At 46.8% G+C, this 16,707-nt stretch carries 17 protein-coding genes; 10 read left to right on the top strand and 7 right to left on the bottom strand.

The annotated features are described in order from the left end of the window. Positions 1 to 185 precede the first annotated feature (185 nt). A complete protein-coding gene (locus CEF13_RS02320; protein ID WP_102709237.1) occupies positions 186 to 1,316 on the top strand; it encodes a foldase protein PrsA in 1,131 nt (376 codons plus the stop codon). Positions 1,317 to 1,395: 79 nt separating this feature from the next. After that, on the top strand, positions 1,396 to 2,271 hold the full coding sequence (locus CEF13_RS02315; protein WP_102709236.1) for an aldose epimerase family protein: 876 nt from the start codon (positions 1,396 to 1,398) through the stop codon (positions 2,269 to 2,271). A gap of 105 nt (positions 2,272 to 2,376) precedes the next feature. Here CEF13_RS02315 and deoC read toward each other — a convergent pair whose 3' ends face one another. The 3 genes from deoC to CEF13_RS02300 all read right to left on the bottom strand — a co-directional run bounded on the left by deoC (position 2,377) and on the right by CEF13_RS02300 (position 5,162). Beyond that, positions 2,377 to 3,066, bottom strand: coding sequence for a deoxyribose-phosphate aldolase (gene deoC, locus CEF13_RS02310; RefSeq protein WP_102709235.1), 690 nt, complete (start codon positions 3,064 to 3,066; stop codon positions 2,377 to 2,379). Between the two features lie 146 nt (positions 3,067 to 3,212). Continuing rightward, positions 3,213 to 4,412 carry an MFS transporter gene (locus CEF13_RS02305; RefSeq protein ID WP_166742867.1) on the bottom strand — a complete coding sequence of 400 codons (1,200 nt, stop codon included), beginning with the start codon at positions 4,410 to 4,412 and terminating at the stop codon, positions 3,213 to 3,215. 297 nt (positions 4,413 to 4,709) lie between these two features. Further along, a complete protein-coding gene (locus tag CEF13_RS02300; RefSeq protein ID WP_102716161.1) occupies positions 4,710 to 5,162 on the bottom strand; it encodes a cupin domain-containing protein in 453 nt (150 codons plus the stop codon). A 205-nt stretch (positions 5,163 to 5,367) separates the two neighbouring features. Between CEF13_RS02300 and CEF13_RS02295 the strand changes: the two genes are divergently transcribed. The 8 genes from CEF13_RS02295 to CEF13_RS02260 all read left to right on the top strand — a co-directional run bounded on the left by CEF13_RS02295 (position 5,368) and on the right by CEF13_RS02260 (position 12,320). After that, the gene (locus tag CEF13_RS02295) at positions 5,368 to 5,730 is read left to right on the top strand and encodes a hypothetical protein (protein ID WP_102709233.1); all 363 of its coding nucleotides are present in this window, start codon (positions 5,368 to 5,370) and stop codon (positions 5,728 to 5,730) included. Positions 5,731 to 5,777: 47 nt separating this feature from the next. Further along, positions 5,778 to 6,269, top strand: coding sequence for a cation:proton antiporter regulatory subunit (locus CEF13_RS02290; protein WP_102709232.1), 492 nt, complete (start codon positions 5,778 to 5,780; stop codon positions 6,267 to 6,269). 2 nt (positions 6,270 to 6,271) lie between these two features. Further along, a complete protein-coding gene (locus CEF13_RS02285) occupies positions 6,272 to 7,513 on the top strand; it encodes a cation:proton antiporter (protein WP_102709231.1) in 1,242 nt (413 codons plus the stop codon). Between the two features lie 183 nt (positions 7,514 to 7,696). Next, positions 7,697 to 8,371, top strand: a complete 675-nt coding sequence (locus CEF13_RS02280; RefSeq protein WP_102709230.1) for a response regulator transcription factor — start codon at positions 7,697 to 7,699, stop codon at positions 8,369 to 8,371. After that, complete coding sequence (locus tag CEF13_RS02275) at positions 8,368 to 9,759, top strand: sensor histidine kinase (RefSeq protein ID WP_102709229.1); 1,392 nt, start codon at positions 8,368 to 8,370, stop codon at positions 9,757 to 9,759. Before CEF13_RS02280 ends, CEF13_RS02275 begins: the two co-directional genes overlap by 4 nt. Before the next feature lie 185 nt (positions 9,760 to 9,944). Beyond that, the gene (locus tag CEF13_RS02270; protein ID WP_102709228.1) at positions 9,945 to 10,859 is read left to right on the top strand and encodes an ABC transporter ATP-binding protein; all 915 of its coding nucleotides are present in this window, start codon (positions 9,945 to 9,947) and stop codon (positions 10,857 to 10,859) included. Next, on the top strand, positions 10,856 to 11,569 hold the full coding sequence (locus CEF13_RS02265; protein WP_102709227.1) for an ABC transporter permease: 714 nt from the start codon (positions 10,856 to 10,858) through the stop codon (positions 11,567 to 11,569). Before CEF13_RS02270 ends, CEF13_RS02265 begins: the two co-directional genes overlap by 4 nt. A 1-nt stretch (position 11,570) precedes the next feature. Next, a complete protein-coding gene (locus tag CEF13_RS02260) occupies positions 11,571 to 12,320 on the top strand; it encodes an ABC transporter permease (protein ID WP_102709226.1) in 750 nt (249 codons plus the stop codon). Positions 12,321 to 12,371: 51 nt separating this feature from the next. Here CEF13_RS02260 and CEF13_RS02255 read toward each other — a convergent pair whose 3' ends face one another. The 4 genes from CEF13_RS02255 to CEF13_RS02240 form a co-directional block, all read right to left on the bottom strand. Further along, entirely contained in the window at positions 12,372 to 14,093 is a 1,722-nt protein-coding gene (locus tag CEF13_RS02255; RefSeq protein ID WP_102716160.1) for an ABC transporter ATP-binding protein, read from the bottom strand. Continuing rightward, positions 14,093 to 14,581: a translation initiation factor IF-3 gene (gene infC, locus CEF13_RS02250; RefSeq protein WP_102716159.1), complete on the bottom strand. Its 489-nt coding sequence runs from the start codon at positions 14,579 to 14,581 to the stop codon at positions 14,093 to 14,095. The genes CEF13_RS02255 and infC overlap by 1 nt, the downstream gene beginning before the upstream one ends. A 145-nt stretch (positions 14,582 to 14,726) precedes the next feature. Beyond that, positions 14,727 to 15,245 carry a VanZ family protein gene (locus tag CEF13_RS02245; protein WP_102709225.1) on the bottom strand — a complete coding sequence of 173 codons (519 nt, stop codon included), beginning with the start codon at positions 15,243 to 15,245 and terminating at the stop codon, positions 14,727 to 14,729. Positions 15,246 to 15,873: 628 nt separating this feature from the next. Further along, positions 15,874 to 16,599, bottom strand: coding sequence for a hypothetical protein (locus CEF13_RS02240; protein ID WP_102709224.1), 726 nt, complete (start codon positions 16,597 to 16,599; stop codon positions 15,874 to 15,876). Between the last annotated feature and the right edge of the window lie 108 nt (positions 16,600 to 16,707).

The following is a 16,707-nucleotide window of genomic DNA, read 5'->3' as shown; positions in this document are numbered from 1 at the left end:
TAGGTTGTTTATCCATGAGCTTTCACGAATATTGTAGGATAATGTTGGAATATATGCTTCCTATATAATAACATTCCGAGCGTCTCTGATAAATAGTGAAGTATTTTTATTTTAGATTAAGGTTTTTTCAATTCCGATTTGTTATAGTAGTTGAAGATATACAAAACGAAGGGAGTTAATATTTAATGAATAACAATGAATCGCAGTCCAAAAAAGACGCAGAAAACGAGTTGGCTGCGAACGAGGACCGCAACACAAACGAAAATAACGAACAGCAGGACATGCTATCGGAACAAGATGCTGCTATCGAGAATGAGCTTCTGAGCAGATCAGAAGTTGCAAGCACTGCAGCTGTGGATAATGGCTTTAATGCACCTATCCCAGCCGCCGCACCAGCAGCAAAAGGCGGAAGCAATATGGTATGGATCGCAATTAGCGCCGTACTCGCTATCGCACTAATCGTCGTGCTGCTTCTACCGTCACTTGGCGGCAGCAATGCTACTGTGGCAACGGTAAACGGTGAGAAAATAAGCAAGGACAAGCTTTACGATGCATTAGTTGCCGCTGGCGGCCCTGCTACGCTTGATAATTTGATTACAGAACAACTAATCCAGCAAGAAGCTAAAGCGGGAAGCATAACGGTTTCTGATGCCGATGTCGACGCAGAAATTAAGTTGATTAAAGAAAACTTCGGTACAGATGAGGAGTTCAATTCTGTACTTGCTCAATACAACATGACGCTTGACAGCTTAAAGAAGGATACAAGAATCAACCTAACCATCCGTAAAATTTTGGAGCCAAAAACGAAGGTTACGGATGAAGATGTTAAAGCCTACTATGATGCGAACAAGGAATCACTTGGTACGCCTGAACAAATCCAAGCCTCGCATATTCTTGTAGCTACGAAAGAAGAAGCGGATGCTATTCTAGCCGAGCTTAAGCAAGGCGGCGACTTCGCTACAATCGCTAAGGAAAAATCAACAGATACAGGCTCAGCCCAAAATGGCGGCGACCTTGGCTTCTTCGGTAAAGGCGATATGGTAGCCGAGTTTGAGACAGCAGCATTCGCACTGAAAGTGAATGAAATCAGCGGTGTCGTTCAATCACAGCATGGATTCCACATCATTAAGAAAACAGCTGAGAAGGCTGCCGTTGTTCCTACGTTTGAAGAGAAGAAAGAAGATATTCGCAAGCAGCTTGTTGCTACAGAAGCAAACGAATTGTCTCAATCTTGGATGACTGAAATTCGTGAGAAAGCAAAAATCACGAACACGCTTGCTCCAGAAACAAAAGCTTCTGACGAAGCAACTAAGTAAATAGCATAAGGGGCAGTGTCCGCAGGTTCTAATTGACCTCATGGATGCTGCCCTATTTTCTAAATATGGAGGTTACATAATGAGTAATTACGAAGTGCGCCAATATCAAGATACGTTTACATTGTACGAATTAACGGAGCAGAGCAGCAATTCACGTGTAGTGGTATGTCCAGAAAGAGGCGGTATTGTGATCGGATGCCAGCTTCATGGGACAGAGCTATTCTATTTGGATAAAGCGACTTTTGATAATGCTGCAGCCAATATTCGCGGGGGCAACCCGATACTATTTCCGATTTGCGGCCAGTTGGACAATCAAGCCTACGAATGGAATGGGCAAACTCATTATATGGCTAACCACGGCGTCGCTCGCACATCGGTATGGGAAGTCGTAGACACGCAAAACAACGACGAGGCTTCCATTACCATTCGCCTTCGCAGTAATGAGCAAACGCTGCAATCCTATCCTTTTGCTTTTGAATTGTTGTTCACATACGTACTGAAAGATGGGCAATTGCATACGCGCCAACAATACCGAAATCTAAGCGAATCGGATACGATGCCGTTCTATGCTGGGTTCCACCCTTATTTTGCGCTTGATTCGAACAAAAATATCGCTTATGAATCTGATGCAACACGTTATATCGACTATAACGACAATGTGGAGAAGCCGTTCACAGGCATGATTGATTTGGAAGGACTTGTTGAATCCGTGTGCCTGCTCGATGCGAAGAAAAGTGAAATAGCATTCCCTGTCTCGGCTGATACACGCGTGCGTCTAACCTATGATGATATATTCAAATACGTGGTGCTTTGGTCGGTGAAGGATCGTCCATTCTTATGCGTAGAGCCTTGGATGGCCATGACCGGCGAGCTCAACCGCCAAGATGAGCTCATCATGCTGGGTGCCGGCGAGGAGCTGAAAGCTAACTTCACCATTAGCTGCGAACAAGTCTAATGCCCGCCTGCCAGCCCCTATAAATACGAAGAAGGCTGCGCCGTGCATAAGGTGAATGTAACCTTATGTACGGCGCAGCCTTTTTCTGTTCCTATGCGAAATAGCTTAGTAGCCTTCGCCTATACCGCCGGTGACGATGGCAATGCCGGAGCTTGCGCCAATGCGGGTTGCACCCGCTGCAACCATTCGCAGAACGGTATCGCGGTCGCGCACGCCGCCTGAAGCCTTGACGCCAAGGTCAGGCCCTACGGCACGGCGCATAAGCGCGATATCCTCCACAGTCGCTCCGCCTTTGCCGAAGCCTGTTGATGTCTTCACAAAGTCGGCCCCTGCCTTTTTGCAAATTTCAGATGCGGTTACCTTCTCTTCGTCGGTTAGGAGTCCAGTCTCCAAAATAACTTTTAGCAGAGCCTTTCCTTTAACAGCCGCGGCAACGCCCTCTACATCACGCTGAACGCCTGCAAGATCGCCTGATTTCAGCAAGCCGATATTGAGAACCATATCGATCTCCGTCGCGCCATCTTCAATTGCGAATTTGGCTTCAGCCGCCTTCGCTGCCGTCGTTGTTGCCCCCAGTGGAAAGCCTACCACTGTAGTAATGCCAACACCCGAGCCCTTCAGCTCTTGAGCGGCTGTTGCTACCCAGCCTGGATTAATGCATACCGTTGCGAAATGATATTGACTAGCTTCACGACAAATTTGTAAAATTTCATCCTTCGTCGCATCTGCCTTTAATATCGTATGGTCGATCATTGCTGCTAGTTGTTCTGGCGAGTAATTGGTGCTGCTGCTCATCCTTAATTCCTCCATTTTGAACATGCTAAATTAGTCATTTCCAGCAAATGCTCTTGCTGCGCATCTCATCCCTATCCTATCCAAATAAGGAATAGTGATACGCCTATGTCGTCAATTATACGAAGCATTGCAGCAAACAACAATGGCTACAGCCTCTCTATTGCTGCCGTTGATGAGCGTTCCCGCTTCAAGCTGCGCTCATACATAAAATACACCGCCAAAAAAATAATGAGAAATACACTGGAAACCAAATACATCGTCGCATAATTGGACCATGTTGCAACTAACCCGAGCAGCATCGCTCCGCTTCCTATGCCGATATCGAAAAAATTATAGAAAGTAGCGGTAGCCACCCCTCTTCGCTGCGGCTCCACTCGGTCGATTACCCATGCCTGAAGCGCTGGGAAAATCGCACCGAAGCCCGCTCCATAGAAAGCAGCGGCTGCCAGCAGCATCCCCGTAGACTTTGTCATGAAGAGCAGCAAACAGCCTACGATACAAAATAGCGCAGCGGGGAATAAGACCCAGAACCTGCCCTTTGTATCAAATATTCTGCCGCTGACAAAGCGGATCAGAAATTCACTAATGGCTAACACGAGAAAGAAATAGCCGATATTTTGCACGCCAGCTTCTTTGCCGAACAACGTAATAAAGCTGATGATACCGCCAAGCGACAAGCCCACCAGCGTTCCGAGCAGCGATGGCATAAGCGCCTTCGGCTCGATAAACCGCAGCATGAACGGCGTATGTGCAGATATGGCTGCTTTCGCTTCCGCTCTCTCCGCCTTCGAATCACCCTTAACAAATGCTGTGAAAACAAGCGCCAGCAGCAGAATACATGCGCCTACAATGAATAATGCCGTGAAGCCGTACTCCTCCATAAGCCAAATGCCGAGAAAGGGTCCTAATGAAATAGCAACAGCATTTCCTGTACCAAAGAACCCCATTCCTTCGCCTCTGCGCGATGCTGGTATAACATCCGAAGCGACCGTACCGTATAGCGTTGTAGAAATACCAAAGCCTACGCCATGCACAATTCGCAACATAAGCATCATCGATATGGTAACTGCCGCATAATAGCTGGCGGTTCCAATGAGACAGATTGCGACACCAGCGAGCAGCAGCATTTTTTTGCCGAATTTATCGGAGCCCATGCCAACAAAAGGACGCAGCAGCACCGCGGAAAATGTGAAAAAGCCAATGATAAGCCCGATCTGGGCGTCCGTACCGCCTTGATCCGCTGCGAACACGGGAAGCGTTGGGAGCAGCATTTCCAAAGACAAAAATAAAAAAAGGTTTGACAAAATAATCAAAATAAAAGGCTTTGTCCATAGCTTTTCTTTCATAGGATGTGTTCCTTTCATGCCTGCCTAGGCTGCGTATAAATTTTTCAATAATAATATCTAATATACAATTTTAATATGCCGATTAATACTACGGAAAAGAGGCTCTGGAAGGGAATGACGCAGGAAAGGGCGCTCGCCATCTTGGAGGAAGGCAAGGGTACGCAATGGGACACTGAGCTGACAGAGCTATTTATAAGATCTTTTGATGAGAAGTAAATGTGGGATAAGAGTATAAGATAATGTAAGAGCCATCCTTGGGGGGAATTTCCCATGCAGGATGGCTCTTATACGTACCGTTTATCGTTTAATGAGCTTAAAGTCATCGTAATGAAAGCCTGGTGCCACCACACAGGAAACAAGCACTGGCTCATCGCCAAGAACTGTCGACATCTGCCATTCATTCGCTGGCACTAAAGCCTGCGGCTGATGACCTGCCGCTACGTCTGGACCGACAATAATTTCTTTTCTGTTCTCAGGTGCAGCTTCTGTTCCGCCAAGCGTCAGCAGCAGGGGACTCCCGGAATGCCACATCCACAGCTCGTCCGAATAAACCGAATGCCAGTCTGAAAATTCACCCGGATGCAGCAAGAAATAAATTGATGAAGCTGAAAATCTCGGACCTGAATATGGAGCTCCCAGAACCTCCTGCGGTATTTCGAAGCCAGCCTTCCAAATCTCTTTGTACCATCCACCTTCAACATGCGGCTTCAAATCAAGCTGCTGCACAAGCGGTGACAGTTGTTTCACCAAAGCTCCCATCCGTCTTCCTTCTTTCTCTCTGTATTAAAAAATGTGTTTACTCATTTTATAACGCTACGCATGTATCGTCAATTCAGTAAACAAGTGGGTATAGAGGGATAGTGCACATTTTACATCAATAAATATAAGAAACTTCCTTTTTAATTTCATTATTATAAGTTATACTTATATTATCTAATGAGTTGGAGGTGGACAGATGAATCATAGTATGTACGCTTATGGCCGATTTGCATGCAACCGTTTATTTAGCGTACTTATTATTATTCCGCTGCTTTTTGCAGCTCTGTTCGCCTATGAAGCAGGCAATAACTTCGAGCTAACGGCAGGCTCCAACCGTTTCCACTCGGTTTCCAAATCCTCATACAAAGCATTTAGCAAATCCAATTCGACAACGAAGTCCTTCCTGCCCGAAAATATCCATTTAATCGCGTATAGTCATGCGCTTATGCAAATATTCACGCTATCCCTTACCCTTTCTGCGCTTCAAACCTCTGTTCCGCAGCGGCTGCGCGACCTCCTGCTCCATCCCATTAAATTCACCTCGCATTTTGTTGGCTAATATACTCATTTTGTTTAGGCATATCCAACAAATGAGGAGGCAACAATATGAATATTAGAGAATCTGATCTGCCGGGTATCGGCCGCAAATACCAAATTATTACGAGAAGCGGTGAGAAATTTGTTATTATCATCCACGATGATGGACGCCGCGAAATGTACCATTTCGAACATGAAGATCCGGACGACAGCATTTCCATGGTAACCCTCGAGGACGAAGAAGCAAGACAGGTTGCTGCCATTGTCGGCGGTATGACGTATAAGCCGAAGTCGCTCGAAACCATTGAGGTCGCACTAGACGACTTGACGATGGAGTGGTACAAAATCAAATCCGATGCTTCCTGCATTGGCAAAACGATCGGGCAATGCGATGTCCGCCAAACAACTGGCGCAACGATCATTGCCGCTGTTGAGAAGGATTCCAAGCATATAAATCCTGGTCCCGACTATGTGTTCAAAGCGGATACCACTCTTATCGCTGCAGGAGAACGTGTACACCTGAAGCTTCTTAAGCAGTTGCTTCAGAACGGGAGTCAATAATTATGGATCACATGATATTAGAAATTGGTCTTGCTGTTATTCTTATCGCTCTAGTCGGGCTGTTGGCTTCAAAAATACGTTTTTCTGTCATTCCTTTCTACATCCTAATCGGCATGGCAGTAGGACCTCATGCGCCGCGAATAGGCAATTTGGATTTTAGATTTATTCATAGCATGGAGCTCATTGAATTCATGGGGCGGCTTGGCGTGCTGTTCCTGCTCTTCTATCTCGGTTTAGAGTTTTCTGTAGGCCGCTTAATGAAATCGGGACGCTCAATTGCAATTGGCGGAACGATCTATATCATCATTAATTTTACGCTTGGACTATTGTTTGGCTGGATGAACGGCTTCCCTGTTGCAGAAATGATGGTCATCGCCGGCATTACGACCATTTCGTCGAGCGCTATTGTAGCGAAGGTGCTTGTCGATCTGAAACGAACAGCAAATCCAGAAACAGAAATGATTCTTGGCATTATTATGTTTGAAGATATTTTCCTCGCTGTCTATATTTCAGTCCTATCGGGACTTGTACTCAGCGACTCATCTACTTTAGGCGGTGTGCTGCTTTCCGCTTCGTATGCATTAGGATTTATGCTCCTCTTCCTTGTTATCGGCAGGAAAGCTGCACCTCTTCTTAATAAGGTATTGAATATCCGTTCAAATGAGCTTTTTCTCCTCCTTATATTCGGTTTTCTGTTCCTCGTGGCCGGCTTCTCCGAAACGATTCATGTGGCAGAAGCAATCGGTGCTTTGCTTGTAGGACTCGTGCTTGCAGAAACCGTTCATATGAAGCGGATTGAGCATATGATTCTACCCTTCCGGGATTTCTTCGGCGCTTTGTTTTTCTTCAGCTTCGGCCTTTCGATCAATCCGCTCGAACTGGGCGGAGCGGTGTGGCTCTCACTCGGAGCCGTTGTCATTACGTTGATCGGCAACATCGTCGCGGGTATGCTTGCAGGAAAAAGTGCCGGCTTGTCGCCAAAATCATCGGCGAATATCGGTCTGACGATCGTGTCGCGCGGCGAGTTCTCGATCATTATGGCGAATCTCGGCAAGGCTGGCGGCCTGCTTGAGCTTTTGCAGCCGTTTGCGGCGCTCTATGTACTAATCTTAGCTATATTGGGCCCGCTTCTTACCAAGGAATCGAGGCTCATATACAAAGGTATGAACGCCATCTTCAAATGGGATAAAAAGAAAGTGCCAAAAAAAACTGTGCCAGTGAAGGACCTCACTGGTGAAGGCTAAGTAACGGATATAGTGTAATAGGCGGAAAGCCTGGCTGATCTCCCTGCGCGGGAGAGCGTCAGGCTTTCTTTGCGCGCAGCGACGTTTCATTCCAATACCCTCCTTTACTTGGCTAACATTGGGACTGTGGCTTATAATCGAACCATATATGAAAAAGCTAATTCGGAAAGGAATCATACTACAATGAGCGCAACACTGCTATATATTGAGGATGATCGTGAGATCGGCAGCTTTGTTTGTCGGCATATGCAGGAGCAAGGCTATGAGGTGAACTGGGTAATGAGCGGGGAGCAGGCACTTGAGGCCGCGGCGGGCTGCAAGCTCGTTATATTGGACATTATGCTGCCGGGATTGGATGGGTTTACGGTGGGCCAAAGGCTGAAGAAGGCGGCTCCAGACATACCGATCCTTATGCTTTCAGCACGCACGTCCATCGACGATAAGCTCCAAGGCTTGCAGTTCGCCGACGACTATCTGACCAAGCCCTTTCATCCCGATGAATTGACCGCTCGCATCGAAGTGCTGCTGCGTCGCACGGGCGCGCGTAACTCCGAGCCATTAGCCATCAAGCACCTGCTTGTGCACGAGCAGCAGAACCTTGTCGAGAACCAAGATACAGGTGAAGAAATTACCTTAACGGGCAAACAATTTCATATATTCAGCTATTTGCTGCGTCATCTGGGGCAAATTATGACGAAGGAGCAAATCTATGAGTCCGTGTGGGGCGAGTCTTATATCGAAGGGGACAAAACATTAATGGTCCATATCCGCTATTTACGGGAGAAAATCGAGCGGAATCCAGCTGCTCCCGAAATCATTGAAACGGTGCGCGGCATCGGCTATCGGATACGAGCATGAGCAAGCTGAAGCAGTGGCGTTCTCGCCGCATTAAATTCCGCCAAACGTTGTTGTCCCGCTATCTGCTCATTATTTTGTTCGCTTTTTTGTTTATACCGATTATTTTCCCATTGGCTTCCATAATCTATATCATCTTAAACCAACAAAGCAATAACCATGACACTGATTATTTGAAATATGGCAGTACCAGTGCTTTGACTGCAATGCTGTATGAGGAAGCCGCAAAGCTGGATGAATCCGCAGCGCCGCAAATTGATCGCAAGCTGAATGAACTGAAAGAGCAGTATCCAGACGCCTCCTTCTTCTGGGTGGATGCTTCGGGAACTACAAGGCTTCAGCTGCCGCAGCAGAAGAAGCTTCCTCAGCACTGGACGCCTGCGGATGCGATACAGTTCATGAAGGATCATGTTGACAGTGATCCGTTTACAGTCGTTGCTTTCATTGGTCCTAATAAAGCAGGGCCAGCATTCATAGTGCTGCAGGTGCCGCGCTCTATTACTCGGCAAGCAACGCCCGTTGGAAGCGGAACGCCCTTCTATATTGCTTTTCTATTCATCATGTTCGCCTTCTTCGTCCTTCTGTCTTTGCTCTTCTTTCGTCATATTCGCAAGCGGCTGCTGCAGCTCCAGATCGCAATGACCATTCAAGGAGAAGATGGCCTGCCGGTGCCGATTAAATGGCATAAGGAGGATGAAATAGGCCAACTGGAGGCTGCCTTCAATGACATGGTCAGTCAGCTGCGCGAAAGCAAGGAACGAGAGCGCGCAGAAGAAGAGCTTCGAAAAAGTCTAATCGCCAACCTCTCGCATGATTTGCGGACACCGTTAACCGTCATGAACAGTCACCTCTATTCACTGCGGAATGAATCGCTCAGCGCTGCCGGACAAGCCGCCGTTAAGCAAATGGAGCTCAAAATAGCGAGCGTAGGCAGCCTCATGGAAAACCTGCTGTCCTACACGCTAATGACCAGCGGCCGATACCCGCTCAAGCTGGAACAGCATGATGTGCTGCGATTGGTTAGAGAAAGCGCGGCGGCTTGGTATCCGCTTTGGGAGCAGGAAGGGATCGACGCAGATATTGATTTGAAAGCGGAGAAGCTGCTTTGGAATGTAGATAAGGAAGGCTTCCGGCGCGTGCTCGATAATTTATTTCAAAATGTAGTAAGGCATGCAGCAAGCGGCCAATATATCCGAATTTCAACCGGGGAGCATCATTCACGGACAGCGCTAGTCATTAGTGACCGCGGGGGTGGGCTTAACACAAGCTCTAGCAGTAAGGGAGCAGGGATCGGCCTTGCCATCGTTGATTATCTCATTCATGAAATGCAGCTCGACTGGCAAACAGACAGCTCAGAGAGCGGAATGCGTATTACTATTTTTCCAAAATAAGCAGCATCTCTCTGCTCCATTCATTAGCTTATTGGATCGTTAACTATTCACATCATTAATTTTTCACTGGCTGAATTCCCCCTACCAATGGTTTTGGGGATTCAGACTTTTTTTAAACTAAATTTAAACTTGGCTGACCTTGATTTTAACCTTCATCCGTTACAGTAGTTGATGAGGTGATTAACGTGAATGAATGGGTTATTGAAACGAAGGGACTAAGCAAGCGTTATAAAGGACGTTATGCGGTTTCCAATCTGAATTTAAAAATTGCGAGAGGGGATATCTACGGATTCCTCGGCCCGAACGGTGCTGGCAAAACAACCACGATCCGGATGCTGCTCGGACTTATCAAGCCGTCGAATGGATCTGTTCATATTTTTGGCAAAGCGCTGAACAAAGACAAGCTTTCTATTCTCCGCAGAATTGGCTCGCTTGTCGAATATCCGTCGTATTACGGTCATTTGAGTGCTGTGGACAATCTAGAAGCGATTCGCCGTATTCTAGACGTACCGACTGCTCGAATAGCCGAGGTGCTTGATATCGTTGGTCTAGCGAAGGAAGCGCGTCGTCCGGTCAAAGGCTTCTCGCTTGGAATGAAGCAGCGTCTCGGCATAGCGAGTGCATTGCTTGGGAATCCAGAGCTGCTTATGCTGGACGAGCCGACGAACGGACTTGATCCATCAGGCATATTGGAAATTCGCGAATTAATTAAACAAATGCCGAAGCAGCATGGCATTACCGTTCTCATATCGAGCCACTTGTTAAGCGAGGTAGAGTTGACGGCCGGGACGGTCGGTATTATTAGGCAAGGTGAGCTGGTGTTCCAAGATACCATCGAAAACCTGCACCAACAAGCGAAAGGTTCTATCTCCCTCTCCGTATCGGAGCCTGAGCTGGCGATGACTCTATTAAAGGAGCATGGAATAAATGCAATCATGAATGATTCGTCCATTCTGCTGGAGCAAACAAATAACGAAACGATTGCGCGTATGGTGAAACGGCTTGTTGAGCGAGATCATTCGATTTACCGTGTTGAGGAAAAAAGAAAATCATTAGAGGATCTCTTTCTCCAAATTGTCGGGGAGGGAAAACGGGCATGATGGGCAAGGCGCTTTCATCCGATTTTTTGAAAATACGCGGCAAGGGTCTCTGGTTTCTCGTCTTTCTAGGGCCTATCGGACTCGTTGCGATGCAGGCTCTCAACTTCGGGCTCCGCTACGACTATATGACTCAAACCTATGCCGGACAATTATGGGAGACTCTGCTCCAAAATATACTTCTTTTCGTACCGCTTGCTCTCTTTCTTGGCATTACGCTTGTATCATCGCAGCTTGCCAACGTGGAGCATAGCTCCAATGCATGGAAGCAGCTGCTCGCGCTGCCCGTATCCAGAAGCATCGTATTCAGCTCCAAATTCACGCTTTGCGTTATTTTGCTGACTGTTTCTTGCCTATTGCTGGCGATTGGCACAACTGTGCTTGGTTTATCGCTGAAATTCAATACTGATATACCGATCGGCGATATCGTACGACTTTGCTTTATGCCACTCTTGGCATCCTTTCCAGCGCTGGCACTTATGCTATGGTTAAGCTTGACAATCAAAAACCAGGCTATACCCGTTTCGTTTGGGATTGTAGCCGCCATTACTTCACTTTTTACCATAAACCTGTCAGAATATCTCCCTATCAATTGGCCTATATTTGCTTATTTAGGACCGAATCAGGAGCTGTTCGCGGGGGCTGGATTAGCGCTGGGCGCAGCTATTATGCTGATCGGCTTGCTTCATTTTAACGGAAAGGATGTGGGTTGAAATGAAAAGTTTTGTTCGACTCGTTGCTTCCGAACGTCTGAAGCTGTCCAAATCGTTCATCTGGCTTCTCGTTCCGTTAAGCCCACTGCTAGCCTTGGCTATCGGTTTGCTGGTTTCATTCGATTCTTATGATATCTCTGAATCACAAGCTAAATATGCTATGTTGGTATCCGCCATGTCTAGCTTTCATAGCATGCTGTTCCTGCCCATCCTGACTGGTATTTTCTCCGCCTTCGTCTGCAGATATGAGCATGGCAGCGGAGGCTGGAAGCAGCTGCTGACTCTTCCCATATCACGGACCGCTCTTTACTGTGCCAAATTCATTGTCGTAGCCACCCTGATTGCCCTTACACAGCTGCTATTTTTCGGGGCTGTCTGCCTAGCAGGCGCCTATCATGGCATCAGCTTCGACATCGAGTGGGCACCGCTTCTGATGGCGATTGGTGGCAGCTTCCTCGCCTGCTTGCCGCTTGCCGCGCTGCAGCTGCTTGTATCCGTTAGCTGGAGCAGCTTCGCCGCTCCGCTTGCAATCAATGTGATGCTGACAATACCGAATATACTGGTCCTCAATTCTGCCAAGATCGCACCGTTCTATCCGTGGGCACAGCCCATGCTGACGATGCTTACTTTCAGTAATGATAGCTTCAATGGCTCTGCTCCAACCATTTCGAATATGCTCATTACGATAGCGGGAAGCTTCTTCGTCTTCTGGGCGGCAGGTCTTCTGTATTTCAATCGTAAAGAGGTGTAAAAAAAAACAGGCTTTCCCAAAGGTCATATGCGACCTCTAGGAAAGCCTTTGTCACGCTCTGCTGCCAAACTGGGCTTGATGCAAGCGGCTGTAAATGCCGCCAGCTGTTACAAGCTCCTCATGTCGGCCCTGCTCAGTAATTCCTTGCTCTGTCACGACGACAATACGGTCGGCATTCTTAATCGTCGCCAGCCTGTGCGCGATAACGAGCGTCGTCCGGCCAACGGACAGCTCTGCCAGCGATTGCTGGATCGCGGCTTCTGTTTCCGTATCAAGCGCAGATGTCGCTTCGTCGAGAATAAGAATGGGTGGATTCTTGAGGAACATCCGCGCAATCGCGAGCCGCTGCTTCTGCCCGCCAGACAGCTTCACGCCGCGCTCGCCAACAACCGTATCGAGCCCTTCTGGCTGCGACGTGATAAACTCCTCCAGCTTCGCTCGGCGAGCAGCCTGCCAAATATCTTTATCATCCGCGCCAAGCTTCCCGTACGCAATATTCTCTCTAATTGTTCCTGCAAACAGGAACACATCCTGCTGAACAATTCCGATTTGCTTACGCAAGGATTCCAGCTTGAGCTTCCGTGTGTCATAGCCATCAACTGAAATGCTGCCACCATCAATTTCATAAAATCTTGGCAGCAGGCTGCAAAGTGTCGTTTTGCCAGCGCCGGAAGGTCCGACGAAAGCAATGGTCTCGCCAGCACGAATAGTCAGGTCGATATTCTGAAGCACCTTAGCTTCTCCCTCATACCCAAACGTTACCCCGCGGTATTGAATATCCCCGTGCAAACGGTTAACCTCGATCGCGTTCGGTGCATCTGCTACGTCTGGCGCGGTCTCAAGCAGCTGCACATAGCGCTTAAAGCCAGCGATTCCCTTCGGATAGCTTTCAATTACGGCATTAATCTTTTCAATCGGCTTAAAAAAGATATTTGTAAGCAGCACGAAGGTCAGAAATTGACCATTTGTCAGCTGATCATCAATGACGAACCAAGTACCGCATATGAGTACAAATAGCGATACGAGCCTCATCAGCATGTAGGTGATGGATGAGTTCAGGCCAATTATTTTGTAAGAAATAAGCTTCGCTTCACGGAAACGCAAGTTATTTACTTTGAAAAGCTTCTTCTCATGCTTCTCGTTGGAGAAGGCTTGAACAACGCGGATACCACCAACCGTATCTTCGACGCGCGCATTGAAATCAGCCATATCCGAGAACAGACGGTTTGCTGCTTTGGTCATTTTACCGTTGAACAGCAGCACTAGCCAAATAATGATCGGCACGATCACGAAAGTCATAATGGCCAGCTGTAGGTTAATATAAGCCATAATGCCAAAAGCGCCTACAAGCGTCATCGCGGCGATGAACATATCCTCTGGACCGTGATGGGCAACCTCCCCAATCTCGAATAAATCATTCGTCATGCGGGAAATGAGATGACCTGTCTTCGTATTATCGAAGAAGCGGAAGGATAGCTTCTGTACATGATCGAACAGCTTCTTGCGCATATCCGTCTCAATATTAATGCCCAGCATATGCCCCCAATAGGTCACCACGTAAGATAAAATGGTATTAATCACATAAACAATTAGCAATACAGAACATGCTACGACGATCAATCCCCAGTTCCTGTCGGGCAGGAGCTTATCAATAACATAGCTGACCGCGAGCGGAAAGCTCAGCTCTAGAAGCGCGAGTATAACCGCACAGCAGAAATCGAGCAGGAACAGCTTCTTGTAAGGCTTGTAATAGGAGAAAAATCGACGAAGCATCATAGAGGCAGCACCTGTACCATAGCTGCCTTACCGCTGACTTGAATGCCGGATTGCTTCTTGCCGCTCTCAGCTAGATCCTTCAGCATACGTTCGAGGAGCTCCTTCGCCTTCGGGCCTTCCTTGCCTTTCAGACGCACCACAAGCTGAACAGCGTTGCCGGCAGCCAGCAGCTTCACTGCTTGGCGCAGCTTCGTGTCATAATCATGCTCTTCAATATGCGGCGTCAAGCGCAGCTCCTTCACCTTGCCAGGCTGCTCGTTCCCTTTCGCGCCACGCTTCTCTTGACCCGCCTGCTGCTTCGCTTGTCCCTTGCTGACCAGCTTGCATGGCGGCGGACTGCTCATCAGCGAGGTGCATACCAAATCCACCTTCAGCTCGCGCGCCTTCGCCAAAGCCTCATCCCTAGTTACGATGCCGAGATCCTCGCCGCGCAATCCGGTTAAATGTACCTCGGAGGCACGTATTTTTTCGTTCATTATGACCATCGATGCCATTGCTCTCTCTCGCTCCCTTATTATAAATGCAGAAAGCAACAGCACTCACGACTCAGGCTGCTGCTTCTGTTATTTCCAAATTCTATTATACTTTATTAACAGATATCAGGTGTGGGACATAATGATTATAGCCATTCTATGATCTGCGCCTTCTGAAGAGCTTCACTATTCCAAGGAGACAGAAGCATATGATGAGACCAACACAACCGCCTGCAAAATCGAGCACGACATCTGTTGCATTCCCTGTACGGTGGGAAGAACCAGACTGATTCCATTCATCCAGCGCGGGAACCACGACTGCAATGACTAGTGTCAGCGCAAGTGCAAAATACCAGCGTTTCGGATTAAATGAGCGCAGAAGCATAAACCCAATAGCAGCAAAGGTCGCGTAGACAAACAAATGTGATCCTTTGCGGAACAGAAATTCAATAAATTGAAACGGATTAGTATGGGAATTAACAACACTCTTATTGTATGTAATGGTGATGTCAGGCAGCCATCTTACTAAATCACTATATTTGAAATAACTGCGTAATAAAGGCTGAATACTCTGCTGCTCATACGTCTGAGAAGATAGCGTAAAAAGAAGAATTAACCAGCCTATAAATAAAATCCCCCATGCCAGGGTAGGCAGCCATTTGTATGTATTTCGCAATAGTACAGCACCTCCGGTATTAAAGCTCTCCTACTATCATACTAGAATTTCACGCTACAAACAAAATTCATCCTGGTAGATTGTGTACGAGTAGCTTTCTCCCTGTATTGATGCAAGCTGAGAATGATATCAACTAGGACCTTATACTCTATAAAAAGGTAATAAAGTCCTATTCACAACTAGTAAATAATTGTTTTTTTTGGTATTATTAATAATAGTAGATTAATAAAGAGGTGATTATATGTCCAGCTATCTTATGTTTGTTGAAATAAGGACTCCTTTAAAGCTATTTGGTATTCGACTATTTAAGGATGAGCATGGTCATTACTGGTACAAATTTAAAAGTAATAGGAGAAAACGATTTAAATGAATCTATATAAAAAAAGCATTGACTCCTGTCATTCCCCAGCGGTATTTGCTACTAACTCTCATATAGATACCTAATTATCTCTAACCCACAATTTAAGCTGTTTCGATAACACTCTCAGCGAGACCAAACAAAAAAAGGCACTCGAATGGGTGCCTTAAACCTTTTATCCAATTGGGGCCCTGCGTATTTCTGATATCCTGAATCGATTGCATTAAGACTTTAGCTCGATGAATGGTATATAAGAGCTCGGACATATTATTATTTTAGAACACTAGCGATTTCGGTCAAAGCATCAGAGCTGGTTTTCTCCTTGGCCGCTTCATATTCCGAGCTCCAGTCCGGCAAGCCATCATGACTAATATCTGCTGCGCTATAATCACTTTTGGCCTGGCTAAGGAGTTGATTGAATTTCCCATCGCAATTCGCTTCCTCAGCGGCAACCTTCACTATAAATTTCTTCTGAATCGTTCGCAGCGAGGCTTCTTCATCCCCACTAAGCTCCTGCTTGATCTGCTGAACCAGCTTATTGCTGGATGCCGTACAGGCAGCTCTCAGCTTCTGCATTTCTCCTGAAATTTTCGCATCAATTTCTTTCTTGCTAGGCGGTTTCTTTGTCGGAGCTTCAGTATCCTTTACCGTTTCATTGCCAGTCTCAGTTGGATTAGAACTCGGTTTCGGACTCGGTTCATGGCTTGGCACTGGTATTTCTTCATCAACTTTCTCAGTCTGCGGCGTTACTTCTGGCGTTTCTTCTATGCCTGAGTTGAGATCTGAAGGAGCATTGGATCCAGCAGGTGTTTCAGAAGGCTCCTCCTTAACGGTCTCAGAACCTTTCTCCAATTCAGCCGTCATCTGATTAACAGTATTCCATTTTGAGCTGAGCTTAACGACATTAACGACCACGATTACAATGACAACTACAGATATACCTATTATGACTAGTCGCTTCAACCATTTTTGATTACCACTATTGTCTTCTTTCATTAGCTATTATGTCACCTACTTGCAATTAATTTACAAACTGAAATATAACGGCAGCAGTCTTACAAACTATTATACATGATTGGAGAAATGTGGATGAATTTATAAGAA

Origin of the sequence: Paenibacillus castaneae (assembly GCF_002884445.1) — a bacterium.
Classification (GTDB): domain Bacteria; phylum Bacillota; class Bacilli; order Paenibacillales; family Paenibacillaceae; genus Pristimantibacillus; species Pristimantibacillus castaneae.
The sequence above is the reverse complement of the archived record's forward strand: the minus strand, read 5'-3'. Positions and strand labels throughout refer to the sequence as shown.

Excerpts from the sequence above, each read along its gene's own strand:
- CEF13_RS02320 (WP_102709237.1), top strand. The coding sequence starts at position 186 with ATGAATAACAATGAATCGCAGTCCAAAAAAGACGCAGAAAACGAGTTG.
- CEF13_RS02315 (WP_102709236.1), top strand. The coding sequence starts at position 1,396 with ATGAGTAATTACGAAGTGCGCCAATATCAAGATACGTTTACATTGTAC.
- deoC (WP_102709235.1), bottom strand. The coding sequence starts at position 3,066 with ATGAGCAGCAGCACCAATTACTCGCCAGAACAACTAGCAGCAATGATC.
- CEF13_RS02305 (WP_166742867.1), bottom strand. The coding sequence starts at position 4,412 with ATGAAAGAAAAGCTATGGACAAAGCCTTTTATTTTGATTATTTTGTCA.
- CEF13_RS02295 (WP_102709233.1), top strand. The coding sequence starts at position 5,368 with ATGAATCATAGTATGTACGCTTATGGCCGATTTGCATGCAACCGTTTA.
- CEF13_RS02290 (WP_102709232.1), top strand. The coding sequence starts at position 5,778 with ATGAATATTAGAGAATCTGATCTGCCGGGTATCGGCCGCAAATACCAA.
- CEF13_RS02285 (WP_102709231.1), top strand. The coding sequence starts at position 6,272 with ATGGATCACATGATATTAGAAATTGGTCTTGCTGTTATTCTTATCGCT.
- CEF13_RS02280 (WP_102709230.1), top strand. The coding sequence starts at position 7,697 with ATGAGCGCAACACTGCTATATATTGAGGATGATCGTGAGATCGGCAGC.
- CEF13_RS02275 (WP_102709229.1), top strand. The coding sequence starts at position 8,368 with ATGAGCAAGCTGAAGCAGTGGCGTTCTCGCCGCATTAAATTCCGCCAA.
- CEF13_RS02265 (WP_102709227.1), top strand. The coding sequence starts at position 10,856 with ATGATGGGCAAGGCGCTTTCATCCGATTTTTTGAAAATACGCGGCAAG.
- CEF13_RS02260 (WP_102709226.1), top strand. The coding sequence starts at position 11,571 with ATGAAAAGTTTTGTTCGACTCGTTGCTTCCGAACGTCTGAAGCTGTCC.
- CEF13_RS02255 (WP_102716160.1), bottom strand. The coding sequence starts at position 14,093 with ATGCTTCGTCGATTTTTCTCCTATTACAAGCCTTACAAGAAGCTGTTC.
- infC (WP_102716159.1), bottom strand. The coding sequence starts at position 14,581 with ATGGTCATAATGAACGAAAAAATACGTGCCTCCGAGGTACATTTAACC.
- CEF13_RS02240 (WP_102709224.1), bottom strand. The coding sequence starts at position 16,599 with ATGAAAGAAGACAATAGTGGTAATCAAAAATGGTTGAAGCGACTAGTC.